Source organism: Acinetobacter lwoffii (assembly GCF_024129595.1).
Classification (GTDB): Bacteria; Pseudomonadota; Gammaproteobacteria; order Pseudomonadales; family Moraxellaceae; genus Acinetobacter; species Acinetobacter lwoffii_O.
This window is the reverse complement of sequence record NZ_JAMXXS010000047.1, coordinates 1-15,694: the sequence shown is the minus strand read 5'-3', so window position 1 is coordinate 15,694 and position 15,694 is coordinate 1. Positions and strand designations below refer to the sequence as shown.

General features: G+C 37.9%; 14 protein-coding genes. All 14 read left to right on the top strand.

The window, feature by feature from the left end:
- Window positions 1-228 precede the first annotated feature (228 nt).
- The gene (locus NI466_RS14470; protein WP_005248732.1) at window positions 229-507 is read left to right on the top strand and encodes a hypothetical protein; all 279 of its coding nucleotides are present in this window, start codon (window positions 229-231) and stop codon (window positions 505-507) included.
- Window positions 508-790: 283 nt separating this feature from the next.
- Window positions 791-3,043 (top strand): type I DNA topoisomerase, encoded by a 2,253-nt coding sequence (topA, locus tag NI466_RS14465; RefSeq protein WP_034686384.1) that lies wholly within the window; start codon window positions 791-793, stop codon window positions 3,041-3,043.
- Window positions 3,043-3,720, top strand: coding sequence for a lytic transglycosylase domain-containing protein (locus tag NI466_RS14460; protein WP_068550239.1), 678 nt, complete (start codon window positions 3,043-3,045; stop codon window positions 3,718-3,720). Before topA ends, NI466_RS14460 begins: the two co-directional genes overlap by 1 nt.
- Window positions 3,721-3,854: 134 nt before the next feature.
- Window positions 3,855-4,160 (top strand): TrbC/VirB2 family protein, encoded by a 306-nt coding sequence (locus NI466_RS14455; protein WP_004644768.1) that lies wholly within the window; start codon window positions 3,855-3,857, stop codon window positions 4,158-4,160.
- Window positions 4,160-4,486, top strand: coding sequence for a VirB3 family type IV secretion system protein (locus NI466_RS14450; protein ID WP_005407440.1), 327 nt, complete (start codon window positions 4,160-4,162; stop codon window positions 4,484-4,486). Before NI466_RS14455 ends, NI466_RS14450 begins: the two co-directional genes overlap by 1 nt.
- A gap of 7 nt (window positions 4,487-4,493) precedes the next feature.
- Window positions 4,494-6,956 carry a VirB4 family type IV secretion/conjugal transfer ATPase gene (locus tag NI466_RS14445; protein WP_253173915.1) on the top strand — a complete coding sequence of 821 codons (2,463 nt, stop codon included), beginning with the start codon at window positions 4,494-4,496 and terminating at the stop codon, window positions 6,954-6,956.
- A gap of 2 nt (window positions 6,957-6,958) precedes the next feature.
- A complete protein-coding gene (locus tag NI466_RS14440; protein ID WP_015060281.1) occupies window positions 6,959-7,258 on the top strand; it encodes a hypothetical protein in 300 nt (99 codons plus the stop codon).
- Window positions 7,259-7,281: 23 nt separating this feature from the next.
- Complete coding sequence (locus NI466_RS14435) at window positions 7,282-8,307, top strand: TrbL/VirB6 family protein (RefSeq protein WP_068550243.1); 1,026 nt, start codon at window positions 7,282-7,284, stop codon at window positions 8,305-8,307.
- Between the two features lie 11 nt (window positions 8,308-8,318).
- Window positions 8,319-9,020, top strand: coding sequence for a P-type DNA transfer protein VirB5 (gene virB5, locus NI466_RS14430; RefSeq protein WP_004644764.1), 702 nt, complete (start codon window positions 8,319-8,321; stop codon window positions 9,018-9,020).
- Between the two features lie 162 nt (window positions 9,021-9,182).
- The gene (locus NI466_RS14425; protein ID WP_253173914.1) at window positions 9,183-9,998 is read left to right on the top strand and encodes a VirB8 family type IV secretion system protein; all 816 of its coding nucleotides are present in this window, start codon (window positions 9,183-9,185) and stop codon (window positions 9,996-9,998) included.
- A gap of 11 nt (window positions 9,999-10,009) precedes the next feature.
- Window positions 10,010-10,903, top strand: coding sequence for a TrbG/VirB9 family P-type conjugative transfer protein (locus tag NI466_RS14420; protein ID WP_015060278.1), 894 nt, complete (start codon window positions 10,010-10,012; stop codon window positions 10,901-10,903).
- Entirely contained in the window at window positions 10,903-12,327 is a 1,425-nt protein-coding gene (gene virB10 / locus NI466_RS14415; RefSeq protein WP_253173913.1) for a type IV secretion system protein VirB10, read from the top strand. The genes NI466_RS14420 and virB10 overlap by 1 nt, the downstream gene beginning before the upstream one ends.
- Window positions 12,308-13,420 carry a P-type DNA transfer ATPase VirB11 gene (gene virB11, locus NI466_RS14410; protein WP_253173912.1) on the top strand — a complete coding sequence of 371 codons (1,113 nt, stop codon included), beginning with the start codon at window positions 12,308-12,310 and terminating at the stop codon, window positions 13,418-13,420. Before virB10 ends, virB11 begins: the two co-directional genes overlap by 20 nt.
- Window positions 13,417-15,694, top strand: a 2,278-nt coding sequence (locus NI466_RS14405; protein ID WP_253173911.1) for a type IV secretory system conjugative DNA transfer family protein, incomplete at its 3' end; no start/stop codon positions are given. The genes virB11 and NI466_RS14405, both read left to right, overlap by 4 nt.

The window sequence follows — 15,694 nt, the reverse complement described above, 5'->3', positions numbered from 1 at the left end:
TGCTCTGATATATGTGCTATGGATCTGGATTAGATAGGTAATATAGATGCCTGGATAAACGCTGCAGCTTGCAGCTTTTATCCAAGCATCGAGGTTTTTAGTCATGACTAAAGCAGAATTTAGCTAAAACATTTAAAATTTCTTTAAATTATTTAAAATAACTTTACCAAGATTACCTAAATTGATGATAATGCACCTTTGTTATGGGTGCTTTAAAAGGTTTTATGGATGACTGATTTTATAAATATTGATCCTGATTTTTCTATTTCAGAGGTGGTGCTAGAGGAATCTAATAAACAAGGATTTATTAAAGAGTTAATTATTAATGAATTTGAGGGTGGATTTTTTATCACAGCAAAACTGGCATGGTCAGGCCAAAAGGTTTGGACTTTAACAACAAGACGAGAAAAAGATAAAGCTAGGATCTTTAAGGATCTGACTAGGCTTAATGATTTCTTGAAAGAAAAAATTTATACAGAAGAAGTAAAAATAATAAGAATCAAGTAAAAAAATACAAAAGCCCTTTCCAATATGGTATATTTTGGATTGTATTCTTTAAAGTCCTAAGACGGTATTTAAGAAAATGGGTATAAGTTTAAATAAATATGGAAATTTTTTAAAATTTTTTCTAGTTATTTCATGTGTTTATCTTGTGTGCTTCATGCCACAAGATGCACTGCTTTTAGAAATCCTTGTAGATTTCACTAAATTTCAAGTAGTTGCTTTCTTATATTCATCTTTTCTTTGTGGGCTTTCGAGTTTCCTAAATTTCACAATTTGGAAATAACCCATGAATCTTGTAATCGTTGAATCTCCTAACAAATGTTCAAAAATTGGAAGTTTTTTAGGATCTGATTTTAAAGTTGTGGCCAGTGTTGGCCATGTTCGGGATCTACCAAGAAAAGGCTTAGGTATTGATATAGCCAATGATTTTGCAATGGAATATTCATTTATTCCTGATGCCAAAGTTAATGACAGAACTTTTGACGGTGGCGAAAAACGTATTGAAAAAATAAAAGCCTTTTTGAATAAAGCAGACAAGATTTATTTAGCTACCGATCCAGACAGGGAAGGTGAAGCTATTTCATGGCATTTAAAAGAATGTTTAGGTCTGGAAGATGGTCAATTTGAACGAATAGAATTTAATGAAATTTCAGAAAAAGCTATTAAAGAAGCCATTAATAATGGGCGTGGTTTAGATTATCAGCTTGTATATGCTCAAGAAGCACGTAGGGCTTTAGATCGTCTGGTGGGCTATCTAGTTTCCCCTATTGCATCTAATCTTATGGGTCAGCCTTCATCTGCGGGGCGGGTACAATCTCCTGCTGTTTTAATCGTTGTCCTTAGAGAAATCGAAATCCAGAAATTCAAAGTTACTAACCACTTTGGCGTTAATTTGAGTTTTGATAAAGAGCCTAAAAAATGGATCTCGCAATGGGTTACAACGGAATTTGTAACTGAGGATCAGCCTTATGTTTTAGATCGTTCCTTAGCTGAAGAAGTTGCAAAAACTAAGAAAGTTAAAGTTCTAAACTGCACTGAAAAAACAGAGTATTCAAATGCTCCTTCTCCTTTCTCTACAGCCCTACTTTTACAAGCTGCTAGTGTAGCGTTAGGCTTTAGCCCTCAACAAACAACCAAAGCAGCACAGGCATTATTTGAACAAGGGGCAATTACTTACATTCGGACTGACGGCCTAAACATAGCTGATGAAAGTGTAGAAGAAATCTTTGCTTATGCTAATGAACATCAATTTTCTTTACCTGAAAAGCCTAATAAGTTTAAGGAAAAAGATGGGGCGCAAAACGCCCATGAAGCAATCCGACCTGTTCACATAACTGATAAAGATCTAGGAAAGTCACCAGAACAAAAAGCTTTATATCAATTGATTTGGGAACGTACTATTTCAAGTCAATTGGCCAAAGCTGAATATAAAGCCGTTACTTTGGAATTACTGTCTGAAGATGGAAAATATAAGTTCCATGCTAAAAGCCGTGAGCTAATAAAAAAAGGGTGGATGGTTTTTGGTAAAGACTGCCTGAATGAAGATGAAAACGAGCCTTCAGGCGTGGTGCCGGTCTTAGAAGTTGGTTCTGTTGTTGATGTTGAAAGCGGTGAAGTTATTGCAAAACAAACTAAGCCACCAAAACGCTATACAGAAGCTTCACTAATTAAAAAATTGGAAAGCTGCGGGATTGGTCGCCCTTCTACTTATTCATCAATTATGGCCAATATTCTGAATAAGGGCTTTCTGGAGGTAGAAAAGAAAGTCTTAAAACCAACTAAATTAGGGAATGATCTAATTGGTAGTCTGTTAAAAGCTAAGTTTAGCTTTCTGGATCTGCACTATTCAAAAGAGATGGAGTTGCAGCTAGATAAAATTGCATCTGGTGAAACTTCATATAATTCGGTTGTTTCTGCCTTATACACTCAACTTGCTCAAGAGCTAAGTACAGCTTCAAAACTGACAGCTATAAACGCAATACCTTGTCCAAAGTGTAAAAGCCAGTTAAAAAAATTTAAGAATACTAAAACCAATCAATTTTTTTGGATTTGTAGCAATGAGGACTGTAAGCACTCGATGAATGACGACAAGGGTAAACCAGTCGAAAAAGTTATTCATTCATGCCCTAAATGTAAAACAGGTCGCTTAAATAAATTCCAAAATTCGCAAACTAAAGAATTTTTTTGGATCTGCAATGATCAGGAATGTAAGCACTCGATGGATGACAAGAAAGGTCAGCCAGTAGAGAAAATCAAATATCCTTGCCCTAAATGCTCAACGCCATTATTCAGATCCAAAAAAGAAGGTAAAGATCCGATCTGGTTCTGTCCTAATCGGGAAACAGATTGCAAAGTCTTTTTGCCTGAAGTTAATAAAAAGCCACTTCTTGAAGTCTATTCATGTCCTCAATGTGCCAGTGATTTAAGACGGATCAATGGGGCAAATGGCTATTTTTGGGGGTGTACCAACTATAAAAATGGGTGCTCCGCTACTTATCCAGATCAAAAAGGTAAGCCAAAATTTGAGGTGAAAAAGTAATGATTGATTTCGTAGTTTTGGCACAACAATGTGCGCCACAAGTTGATGTAAATATTGCGTCTGCAATTGTTAAATCTGAATCCTCATTTAATCCTTTTGCGATAGGGGTTAATCGTGCCGCAGGTCTTAAAAAACAGCCGACTAGCTATGAAGAAGCTGTATCTGTGGCCAAAAGATTAATTAGCCAGGGACGAAATATTGATGTTGGTTTTGCTCAAATTAATAGTGCTAATTTCAAAAGATTAAATCTTAGTGTCGAGCAAGTTTTTGATCCCTGCACTAATCTAAGCGCAATGCAATTTATCTTTAATGACTGCCGAAATAGGGCAAAAGGCAAAGATATTTATAAAGCTATGTCTTGCTATAACACTGGCAACCATTCATCAGGATTTAGAAATGGGTATGTAGCGAAAGTATCAAGAAATTTGAATTATTTTGCTAATGGTTCACTCAATACCATGCCTGTAAAATTCAATCCTCCCTCACCTCCTATGAATAGCTCAGAACAGCTTGCATATTTTGCTACTAATGCAGATATGCCTAACTCCAATGGATATACCGAAAATACAGAACTTCAAAGCCTTCCAGTAGTGGAGAAACGACCTTCATTTTTCTTAACTAACGGCACAAATATTAAAGAAAAAGAAAAAAGTTTAAAATCTTCTATGATCTTTTAAAATATTTTCAAAAAGTTTAAAACTTAGTGTAATATATTAAATATACAGTACCAATGAACAATATTTGATTTTCCAAAAATATTGTTCTTGGTACTTAATGCGCTAGGTCTTAATTGCTTCACTTGGAGAAAATAATGAAAGCAAATCAAACGCAAATAACAACGACTAAAACGACTGGTATCAAAGCAAGCGTATTGATGTTGTTCATGACGTTAATCTCAAGCCCTGCTTTTGCTCAAATCTCAAAAGTTAATACGGTTATGGCTAATGTTCAGTCAGTCTTAGCGGGTGTGGCTGTAACTGTATTTACCATCACTATCATGTGGGCTGGCTTTAAATTGGCTTGGCAACAAGCGAAGTGGTCAGACATTTCTAACATCGTTATCGGGGGGATTTTGGTAGGTGGTGCTGCGGGTATCGCTGCTTGGCTGATTAACTAATGTCGAATTTTTCTGATCCAATTTTCAGGGGTTGCACTCGTCCTGCCATGCTTTTTGGCGTTCCAATGTTGCCTTTTTTGTTGGTGACGGGGGTAGCAATTCTTTTAGCGGGTTGGTCTTTTTATCTACTTAGTGCCTATGTGACTTTATTTATAGCAGCTATTTATGTGCCTATTTACTTCTGGATGCGGGCAATAACAAAAGTAGATGACCAACGATTAAAGCAAGTATTGATGCGGTGGCGCATAAGAGGGAAACAGATCCAGAACCATCAAAAATGGGGAGCAATCTCATTTTCGCCACTTAAATTAAAGAAAAGGAAATAACAATATCATGCGTTCAAAACAGCAAGTTAAAGATAGCGCAAATGCTGAAGTCGCAATTTCAGACTATCTGCCGTTTGGTAATCATGTTTCCAACAATGTTATTAAGCTTAAAAATGGTGAATACATTGCTACATGGAAATTAGAAGGCATTTCGTTTGAAACAGTTGAAGCCGATATTATTAGAATCCGTAAAGAAGGATTAAATAATTTTTATCGTGCTTTAGGTGGCGGTCACTTTGCTGTTTGGACGCATAAGATTCGTAGGGGAGTTAATGAACGTCTAAATGGCGTTTATGAAAATGATTTTATTGCTGATTTTAATGAAAGATATTATCAGCAGTTTCAGGGTGAAAAGAATAAACAGATGGCTACTGAATTGTATTTAACAATTCTTTATCGTCCTGAAATTTCCAGATTAACAAAGATTTTTAAGAGTAAAGCTAGTCGTGATCCAGTAGCCCTGAAAAAGCAGATTAAGCGGGATCTGGATATTTTGGATGATGTAGCCAAACAGGTTGAAGCAAGTCTATATCACTACAATCCAGAACGTCTGGCGACCTATACCAAGAAAGGTTTTGTCTACTCCGAAATGTGTAATCTGCTTGGTTTCTTAACTAATGGAGTTTGGGAAGAAATCCCTTTAAGACAAGCTAATCTTGATCAATATATTCCAAGTAGTCGCTTGTTCTTTGGTGACAAAAACGGCTATTTACAGATCAAACATCCTGAAGCTCAAAAATATGTAGGCTTTCTGGATATTCAAGAATTTCCACGTTTATCAGAATCAGGAATGTGCAATTCCATCCTGTATGGAAACTATGAATACATTGAAACTCAAAGTTTCACGGTTTATGGCAAGCGTGATGCTGTAGATAAATTAAAAACAATTAAAGGACAGCTAAATTCTGTAGAGGACGTTTCAGATCAAGAGATTCGTGATATTGATCTGGCTATGAGTGAAGCTAATAGCGGGAATTTCCAGTTAGGCGAATATCACTATACGCTTGCGATTTTTGGTGATTCACCAAATCAAGTTGCTCTGAATGTTTCGAGTGCCAGAACTGCTTTATCAGATGAAGCAGGGTTCAAAATGGCTGTAATTGATACTGTTCCTGAATGTGCATGGTTCTCGCAATTAGCGGGTAACTTTAATATGCGTCCAAGAGAAGCATATCTCACAAGCCTAAATTTTTCTGCTTTAAGCCCTTTTCATAACTTCGCAAGAGGTAAGCGTGACGGCAATCCTTGGGGTGAAGCACTAGCTTTATTTAAAACTCCAAGTGGCCAACCATTTTACTTTAATCATCATGTCAGCCCTGATAAGCAAGATTCTACAGATGACAAGATGCCAGGTAATACGTGTGTCATTGGAACAACTGGTGTGGGGAAAACAACCCTAGTCATGGCCATGATGATGTTTGCTTGTAAGTATAAAAATCTGAAGGGTGTTTTCTTTGATAAAGATAGGGGCGCAGAAATTGGGATTAGACGGATTGGGGGTCAATACTATGCCTTAGAGCGTGGTGTACCAACTGGCTTTAATCCGTTGCAGCTACCACCGACTGAAACAAATATTCAGTTTGTAGAAAAGCTTGTAAAAATTCTGGTAGGTGGCGTTCGTAATGCTGCCGAAGATCTAGAAATCAGTCAGGCTGTTCGTACCATTATGCGTGATGATATGCCGTTAGAACTCCGCAGACTTTCAGCTTTATATATGAATCTGAAAGTAAATGGCGGGGGCGATTCGCTTCAGGATCGTTTAGCTAAGTGGTGTAACACTGCTGATCATGACGGAAATTTATCTTGGGTCTTTGATAATCCATACGATACTCAAGACTTTTCTAAAGCCAAAATGCCAATCTTTGGTTATGACTACACGGAATTTTTAGATGATCCTGAAGTCCGTACACCAATCATGGCTTATCTATTACACATCACAGATTCATTGATTGATGGTAGTCCGTTTATTTACTGGATGGACGAGTTTTGGAAGCCATTAACAGATGACTATTTCAAAGATTTTGCCAAAGATAAGCAGAAAACTATTCGTAAATTGAATGGTTTAGGTGTCTTTATGACGCAATCCCCAAGTGACGTTTTAGATTCTGACATTGGTAAAACAATGGTTGAACAAAGCGTTACTCAAATCTTTTTACCTAATCCTCGTGCTGATTACGATGACTATGTAAACGGCTTTAAGGTCACTCCGCAAGAATTTGAAATTATTAAAGAGCTAGAAGAAAACTCACGCATGTTCTTAGTTAAGCAGGGTAGCCGTTCCGCACTCTGCAAAATGGATCTAGGCGAAATGCGTGACGTTTTACAGATTATTTCAGGCTCTAAGGATAATGTAGAACTTCTCGAAAATCTCATGAATGAAGTTGGTGAAGATCCTAACGATTGGGGCGAACTTTTCTTACAACGGATCGCAGAACGTAAAAAATTAATTTCAGAAAAAGGAGTTGCTTAGTCATGACTAAGTTTTTAGCACTATCAAGTTTGTTGGTTATTTCTACTTTAACAACTGCATGTTCTGATGATAAGGAACAGGTTAAGCAGTTAAAAGAAGAAGTGAAGGCTGCACAACAATTAAAACCTCAAGACTTAACTGCTGAACAGCAAGAAGAACTGAAGCAGCGTAAGGCTAGAGCATCCCAAAAGGGCAATATTCTTGATGAATATGATCCTTCTGCACCTCAAAAACCAGTAAAAGCAGAAACCAAAAAAGGATCTGGAAATATCCTTGATGGATATAACCCAGATTCAAAATAATTAAGGATTTATAGGGGATTGCAATGGCAATTATTACTACATTAGAAACAAAAATTGATTCTCTATTAGCAAGTTACGTGACAGGTGTTAGTAGTAATATCGCTTCTGCAATTGTTCCTATAGCTTTGACTGCTGCAACAATTTATATCCTGATCATTGGCTACAATATTGCGACTGGTGCACAAGAAGATTCTATTTATACCGCTTTATGGAAGTTTTTTAAGATCGCTTTTGTTGGTGGAATTGCTTTAAGTGCTGGAGTCTATCAATCCTTTGTTGTTGAAGCTATTAACGGATTGGCTATCGGTTTAATTCAGATTGTTAGTCCAGGTGGTGAAACTTCGTTAGGTGCTTTACTGGATCAAGTGAGCGTTCCGTGGGGTGAATTAATCCAAAAATTAGGTGAGGAAGCTGAATCAGCTTCTGGCGTTTTCCCTGATATTGGCTTGTATTTATCTGCTGCTGTTGTTTCTGTCGCTCAATTCCTATTGTTCTTCATTGGTACTGGCCTATATTTACTGGCAAAAATCAGTCTGCAACTTTGTTTAGGCGTTGGTCCCATATTCATTCTGTGTGCAATGTTTCCTGCTACACAAAAATATTTTGAAAGTTGGCTTTCTCAAACATTGAGCTATGTTTTCACCATAGGCTTTATCACCGCAATTATCAGTATGCTCTTTGCTTTCGTTTCAGGCATGTGTACGCAAATCGCTAATAACTTTGATGCGGGTGACATTCTTACTTCTGTAGTTTCCCTCTGTATTGTTGCGGGAACTATTGTAGTGATCATGTGGAACATTCCAACGATGGCTTCAGCCATAACAGGTGGGGCGGGTGTTCAAGGTGTCGGTCGTGCTGTAGCTCAAGCAATTACTAAAGGTCGTGGCGGTAATAATTCAAAATCTGATAGTGCTTCAGCTACTCCTACCACTGGGGGAAGTGTTCAAGGGAATTCTAGCAGCTCTAATAATTCCAATAGCTCGAATACAGGAGGATCTAAGCCGTTATATCAACGACACACTCTCTCTAACCTCAAAAGAAACAAATAGGAATTTTTCTAATGAAAAAACAATTGTTAGCTTTGGGTTTAGGTTCATCTTTGTTTATTAGTGGTCAAGCCAATGCTACAGGTATTCCTGTCATTGACGGTGCTAACCTTGTTCAAGCTGTTCAAAATATGGTGGCTTGGGGTGAGCAATACAATCAGATGGTGAACCAGATCCAACAGGCAAAACAGCAATACGATTCCATTACTGGTATTCGTGGTTTCGGTGATGCTGTCAATAATCCATATCTTAAAGACGTGATTCCAAGTGATGTTGCTGACATTTATAAAGGCATCCAACAAGGCGGTGTCAATGGTATGACTTCAGCAGCTAGAAACATTCGTGATGCCACAATGGTTTATGACTGTGCTTCAAGAACTGGCCAGAACTATAAAGCCTGTCAAGCTGCATTAAATAACAATGCACAAACACAGGCTTTAAATCAGCAAGCGTTAGGCGTTGCGGATCTGCGTACTGAACAGATTGATAATCTGCGTAAACAGATCAATAACACTACTGATGCTAAAGCTATCGCTGAGTTACAGGCTAGGATTCAAGCGGAACAGTCACAAGTTGCTAATGATGCAAACCGAATTGCTTTGATGCAGGCGCAGGCGCAAGCTCAAAAAGATGCAGCACAACAGCTTGAAATTGAAGGCCGATTAAAACGTGCTGCCCAAAAAGGCAACATTCTTGACGGCTACTCTGGTAACTAAACTTTTAAAAAAAAGCCCATTTCTTTTGAAATGGGTATTTTTTTTGCAATTTTTCAGAAAACATTGAATTTATAAAACCAAAATATATTATTTTGGTTTACGATTTTTATATTTTTTGGCATACTTAGAGAAATAACTCTAATAGGGTCTATCGGGTCTATCATGAACAAACTTAAAAAAGTATCTGCTGCTGAAGAAGCTAAAAGCTATGAAAAAGCTATGGATTGGGAAGCAGATCTTATTGCGATGCGGGCTAAGTCAGAACGTAAAGCTTGGACTATTGCAAAAGTAGCGGTGGGCGTGGCCGTCTTAGAAGCCATTGGATTAGTGACATTAGCTCCAATGCGCCAGACTGTACCTGTTGTTTTCACAGTAGATAAAGCTCAAGGAAATGTTGAATACGTGGGCGTTGTTGATGATCAGCAAGTAAAAGGCAAACAAGAATTAATTGATAAAAATAACATTACTCGTTATGTAACCGCCCGTGAGAGTTATTTCTATCCGTTATTACAGCCAGATTATGATTTAGTCATGACTATGAGTAGTAATCAGGTCGGTAATGACTTTGCTTCACTCTATGAAGGTGATAGTGCAAGAGATAAAAAATACGGCAAAAAATATGAATTAAAAGTTGATGTGATTTCTGTCCAGACTAATCAGGATGAAACAGGTTTTACTGCTAGTGTCCGCTTCACTAAGACTTTGCATTCAGTCGAAGCTAATCGTGATGAACAGCCACAATATTATATTGCAAGTATTCGATATGAATATGCTCCGAACAATCTAAATAAACTGGTAGAAAAAGATCTAATTAAAAACCCATTCGGCTTTAAGGTCGTGGGCTATCGTGTCGATCCTGAACTATCTCCTAACAGACCTGTAGCGCAAGCTGCGGTTGTTGAACCTAGTCAGCAAGTCTATGTTCCGATTCAACAAGGCAGGGCTGCTGTTCAGCCACAAGCTCAACAAGGAATGTAAAGGATCATTACATGAAAAAATTAATTCTTGCTTTGGGTTTGGCGGTGCATGGGATCTCTTATGCAGCAATTACGCCTAAAGCTTTGCCTACCGATTCACGTATTAGAACAATCAATTATGTTCCTAATGATGTTTATCGAATTACTGTCAAAAAAGGCACTGTAACCCGCATTGTATTAGGTGAAGGTGAAAGAATTTTAGAGCGTGGTGCTGCTACTGGATACCCTTCAGACTGTGAAAAGGATGACACCAATTGGTGTATTTTTGCTGATACTGGATCAAATTTAGTATGGGTGAAGCCAAAGGATAAGGCTACTCGGAATAACTTAGAGTTACGCACTAATAAGCGTGATTATAGTTTTGATTTTCAAGTTCTAAATAATGCCAAAGAAAAACCGATGTATCGTGTTGTCTTTAAATACCCACAAGAAGAAGAAGAAAAACGGAAGCAGGAAGAAGCTCAACGCTATAACGCTTATGCAGCACAATTAAAAGAAGAAAGCCAACTTACTGAATTTTTGGTTTTACAGCATCGTTTAGCCAATGCTGCGCCTGTCCCTAAAAACTGGAATTATCGTCAAGCTGCAAACAGCAAAGGGAAGCATTTTGTTCCTGAAATGCTATTTGATGACGGTCGTTTTACCTATATGCGATTTAAAGGAAATACTGATATTCCAGTCGTATTTATTGAAGGTACGGAAGGGGAAGAAAAAGTTAATTTCCATATCAGTAAAGAAGATCCAAAACTTTTAATTGTTGAAGCTCTAGCTAAAAAATTTGTTTTACGTCAAGGAAAAGGCGTAGTGAGCATTTTCAATGAATCTTATGATCCTGTCGGTGTTGCTCCTCAAGATGGCACTACTGTAGAGGGTGTTAAACGTGTCATTACTGGGGATATGAACTAATGAATATTAATGATCAAAAACCATTAGATGATCAACAAGCTCCTGATGAAGAATTTAACGAATCAGAAAATGGCATTGTGTCTGTCAATGAACGTGGGGATCAGGAAGATGGAAAAGGTAAAAAAATAGCGTTTATTGCAGTTATGGCGGTACTTTTTACTGTTATAGCAGTCTTTGCCTATAACTTCTTTTCAGATAGTAGTGATGCTGAAGAAGCAGCCCAATTAAAAGAAAATCAGATAGATCCAAGCCTAGATACTTCAGCTAAAAGACGGGATTTTACTAATACTGATCCTATGCCAATGGATGCGGGTCAAAATGCTCAATTTCAAAGCCTAGATGCCTGTCAGGATCAAAGTATTCCTAGACAGCTAACAGACAATAATGGCAATGCTTTAACTTATAACGGCATGTTGGTTTTTCAATGCCAAAATGGTCAGCAGATTTTAAGACAGCCTGAAGCTGCGCCAGTAGTTGAACAGCAAGCAGCAAATCAACAACCTGTAGTAATTCAGCCACAGCCACAACAACAAGCTCAATATGTACCTTTAAATAATGGAAGCCGTTACGGTGGCGGGATTTTTGTCAATCCTTCACAACAAGGCGGGGCGGTTGGCCAGCCGTCAAGCATGAATCATCAAGCAGCTTATAACCAAGTAACAGGCATGATGAAACAGTTTGAACAGGATCAGAATAGTAATAGCCGTTCTGGTAATTTCTCTGGATCTGGTTTGATGTCTTTAGCGCATGATGATGATGAACCTATGCAGCAGCATCAGCCACAACAAGCTACAACTAACATGGCTAATCATTCCTCTAATAAAGTCCAGGCTAGGTTTATTGGGGATCGAAATTACTTAATTGCTAAAGGTCGTGTAATCCGTTGCAACCTGTCAGTTAAAGTCGTTTCAGAAATTGGCGGTATGGCTTCATGTGTCCTTCCACAACCTGTTTATTCTGATAATGGTCGTGTAGTCCTTGCTGAAGCGGGATCTGAAGTCATTGGAGAATACAAAAGTATTGCAGCACAAGGCCAAAGACGTTTAGGTATCATCTGGTCACGCTTAAAAACTCCGCATGGTGTTATTGTCGATATTGATTCTCCCGCAGCAGACCATTTAGGAACAGGGGGGTTAAGTGGTCGAGTGGATAACCGTTGGGGCGCACGTATCGGTGCAGCGTTTATGCTTTCTTTAGTTCAAGACGCTATTGCTTACGGTATTTCTAAAGAAACAGGCGGGAACAATAGCACTCCTTATATGCTTCAAAACACTTCAGACATGGGTAAATCAATGGCTGAAACAGTGTTGAATGAAACAATCAATATCAAGCCAACAATTTATAAAAATCAGGGTGATGTAGCTTCAATTTACGTGGCCAAAGATATAGATTTCAGAGGTGTGTATGAACTCCGTGCAAAATAATGTTTTAAGCAAGGATGTAATGGTTAGACAGCTATTACTTCCCTTAGAAAAATTCTTAAAAACTAAAGGGGTGACTGATATTGCAATTAACGCCCCAAATGAAGTTTGGACAGAATCTAATAAAGGATGGGAAAAGCATCCTTTAGATCTGGACATGGGGCAAATAACAGCTTTAGCGAATGTTATTGCTACCTATACCAATCAACGGATTGGCCAAGAAAATCCTATATTGTCTGCTCAACTGCCTGATGGACAGCGTATTCAGACTGTTCTACCGCCAGCCACTGAAAATGGTACGGTATCAATGACGATCCGTATTCCTGACGAATCAAACCGAACACTACAAGAGTATAAAGATCAAGGTTTCTTTGACCACTTTAGATATGGAAAATCTAAAGAGTTTGAACAATTTAAACCTGTACTACGTGCTGAAGATATTAAACTAGTCCAGTTTTTAGAAAACAAAGATCTTGAGGGATTTTTTAAATTCGCTGTTCAATGTAAGAAAAATATTGCAGTTGTTGGTGATACTGGTTCAGGTAAAACCACTTTCATGAAGGCAATTTGTCAGTACATTCCCAAAGATGAACGTCTTGTGACTATTGAAGATGTACGTGAACTTTTTGTTCCGCATGAAAACAAGGTTCACCTACTTTATTCCAAAGGTGGTCAAGGTAAAGCTAAGGTAACTCCATCTGATCTGATCGCTAGTAATATGCGTATGAAGCCAGACCGTGTATTACTTGCTGAATTACGTGGTGGAGAGGCTTTTGACTTTCTGAAGCTGCTTACAACTGGTCACAGTGGCTCAATTACAAGTTATCACGCTGAAAGCTGTTCACTGGCTTATGATCGCTACGTTTTTATGTGCAAAGAACATGAACAAGCAAATATCTATGATGCCACTACACTAAAGGAATTAGTTGCTTTAACCATTGATATTATTGTTCATGTTGAAGTGAAGAAAATTTATGATGATGAAAGCAATTTAGTAGGTAAAGAACGCTTTATTTCTGAAATCAAATTTGATCCTGTTTCTAAAGTTAAGGCTCAATTTGGTGATGCTGAAATTATTGTAGGGGATAGGGCGTGAATAAAAAAATCCTGATCCTACTCCTTGCAATTTTTTTAGCGGTCGTTGGTTTCTTTATTACTAAATATCTGGCCGGTGTTCTTTATTACTTAGCTAATAAGACCAATCCATTTCCTGAAGTGAATCTGACAACGTGGGGGTATTATTGGGATTTATATGCACACAATGTACCTGCACAAAAGAAAAAGCTGCAAGGTGCCTTGATCGCTGCACTATTTATCACTTTTGTTCTCCCTGCTTTAGTCATTGCTAGTCTGTTTAATAAAAAACAGTCGTTACACGGTGATGCCAGATTTGCCACAACAAAAGAAATTCAGAAATCTGGATTGATGGGAAATAAGGGAATTTTAGTAGGGAAATATCATAATAAATATTTAATGCTTGGCGGTCAGCAATTTGTACTTCTGGCTGCTCCGACACGAAGCGGTAAAGGTGTAGCGATTGTTATTCCTAACCTTCTAAACTATTCGGATAGTGTAGTTGTACTGGATTTGAAGCTTGAAAACTTCCTATTAACTTCTAAATTTCGTGCCAAGAATGGCCAGAAAGTTTATCTATTCAGCCCATTTTCTGAAGATCTAAAATCTCACAAATGGAATCCATTTGATACCGTTAGTCATGACGAAAATTTTAGAGTAGGTGAAATTCTTGCTATTGGTCGAAGTTTCTACCCTGTGACTGGTGATGCTAAAACCGATTTCTGGAATGACAATGCTAATAACTTATTTCTTGGCCTAGCCCTATATCTATTTGAAACTGAAGATCTGCCTGTAACTATGGGCGAGGTTTTAAGACAGAGTTCAGGTAAAGGTAAGCCAATTCAGGATCATATTAGATCTATTATTGATGAAAGAGCGCAAAGTGATAAACCGCTTAGTGATACTTGCCTAGATGCTTTAAACCGTTTTTTAAGTTCACCAGACAATACGCTCGGTAACATCATTTCTACTTTTACCTCACCTTTAACGATTTTTGCGAACCCGATTGTGGACGCTGCAACTTCATCAAGTGACTTTAAACTTGAAGATGTACGCAGACAAAGAATGTCTATTTATTTTGGTGTTCAACCTAACCGCTTAGGGGATGCTAAGAACTTAATTAATTTGTTTTATTCACTCTTAATTGATGTGAATCTAAAAACACTGCCACAACAAGATTCATCTTTGAAATACCAGTGCCTAGTCGTGAATGATGAAGCAACGGCTGTCGGTAAAGTCGCGAAAATTGCAGACGCTAACTCATTTATTGCGGGTTATAACATTCGTTTATTAACAATTATTCAGTCTATTGGCCAGTTAGAGGACGTTTATAAAACTCAAACTAGGGGGCTTGTAACTAACCATGCTTTGCAGATCGTTTACCCGCCTAGAGAACAACGAGATGCTAATGAATATAGTGAAATGCTTGGCTATTTCACTTTTAAAGCAAAATCTAAAGGCCAAAGCCGTTCTATGGCATGGGGGCAAGGTGGCTCTAATTCAGAAAATGAATCAGATCAAAGACGAGCTTTAATGCTCCCTCAAGAGTTAAAAGAATTGTCGCAAGATAAAGAAATTATCTTTATGGAAAATACAAAACCTATCATGTGTGAAAAGGCTAAGTATTTTAATGACAGTGCTTTTGTGGATCGCCTAAAGTCCGTTTCTCCTAGCATGAAAGCAATTAAAGGTTTTCCAACTCACAAGCAATTAGAAAAAATTGCCTTTGAGGATCTGGAACTTTCAATTCCTATTCCTGATTTAGACGTAAAGCTGCATAAGGCAAAAATTGAAAAACGTATAACTGAAATTACTACAGTAGAACAGGCTGAACAGATAGATATTTCTAGCTTAGTTATCCCTGAATTTAAGTTAGATAAAACAGTTTTTGAAGATCCTGAAAATCCACAACCTGAAGAATGTCTACAAGTGGTCGATCAATTCTTTGGGGCTGTTGAATGGGAAGAAGATACTGAAGCGCAAAATATTGTCGATGACTTCTTTAGCCAGGTGGAAGCTAGTGCTGAAAATCCAATAGAAAACCTAGTTGCAGTAGATGAACCAGAACAAACGGAAAACCTTATTGCAGTTGATGACACTGAATTTAGTCATGACGAAATGGAAAATCTGGTTGCAGTCGATGAACCAGAACAAGCGGAAAATCTAGTTGCAGCAGATGAATCAGATCCTCTGGCCATGATTGCAGAAATGGAAAATCTGGTTGCAGTCGATGAACCAGAACAAGCGGAAAATCTAGTTGCAGCAGATGAATCAGATCCTCTGGCCATGATTGCAG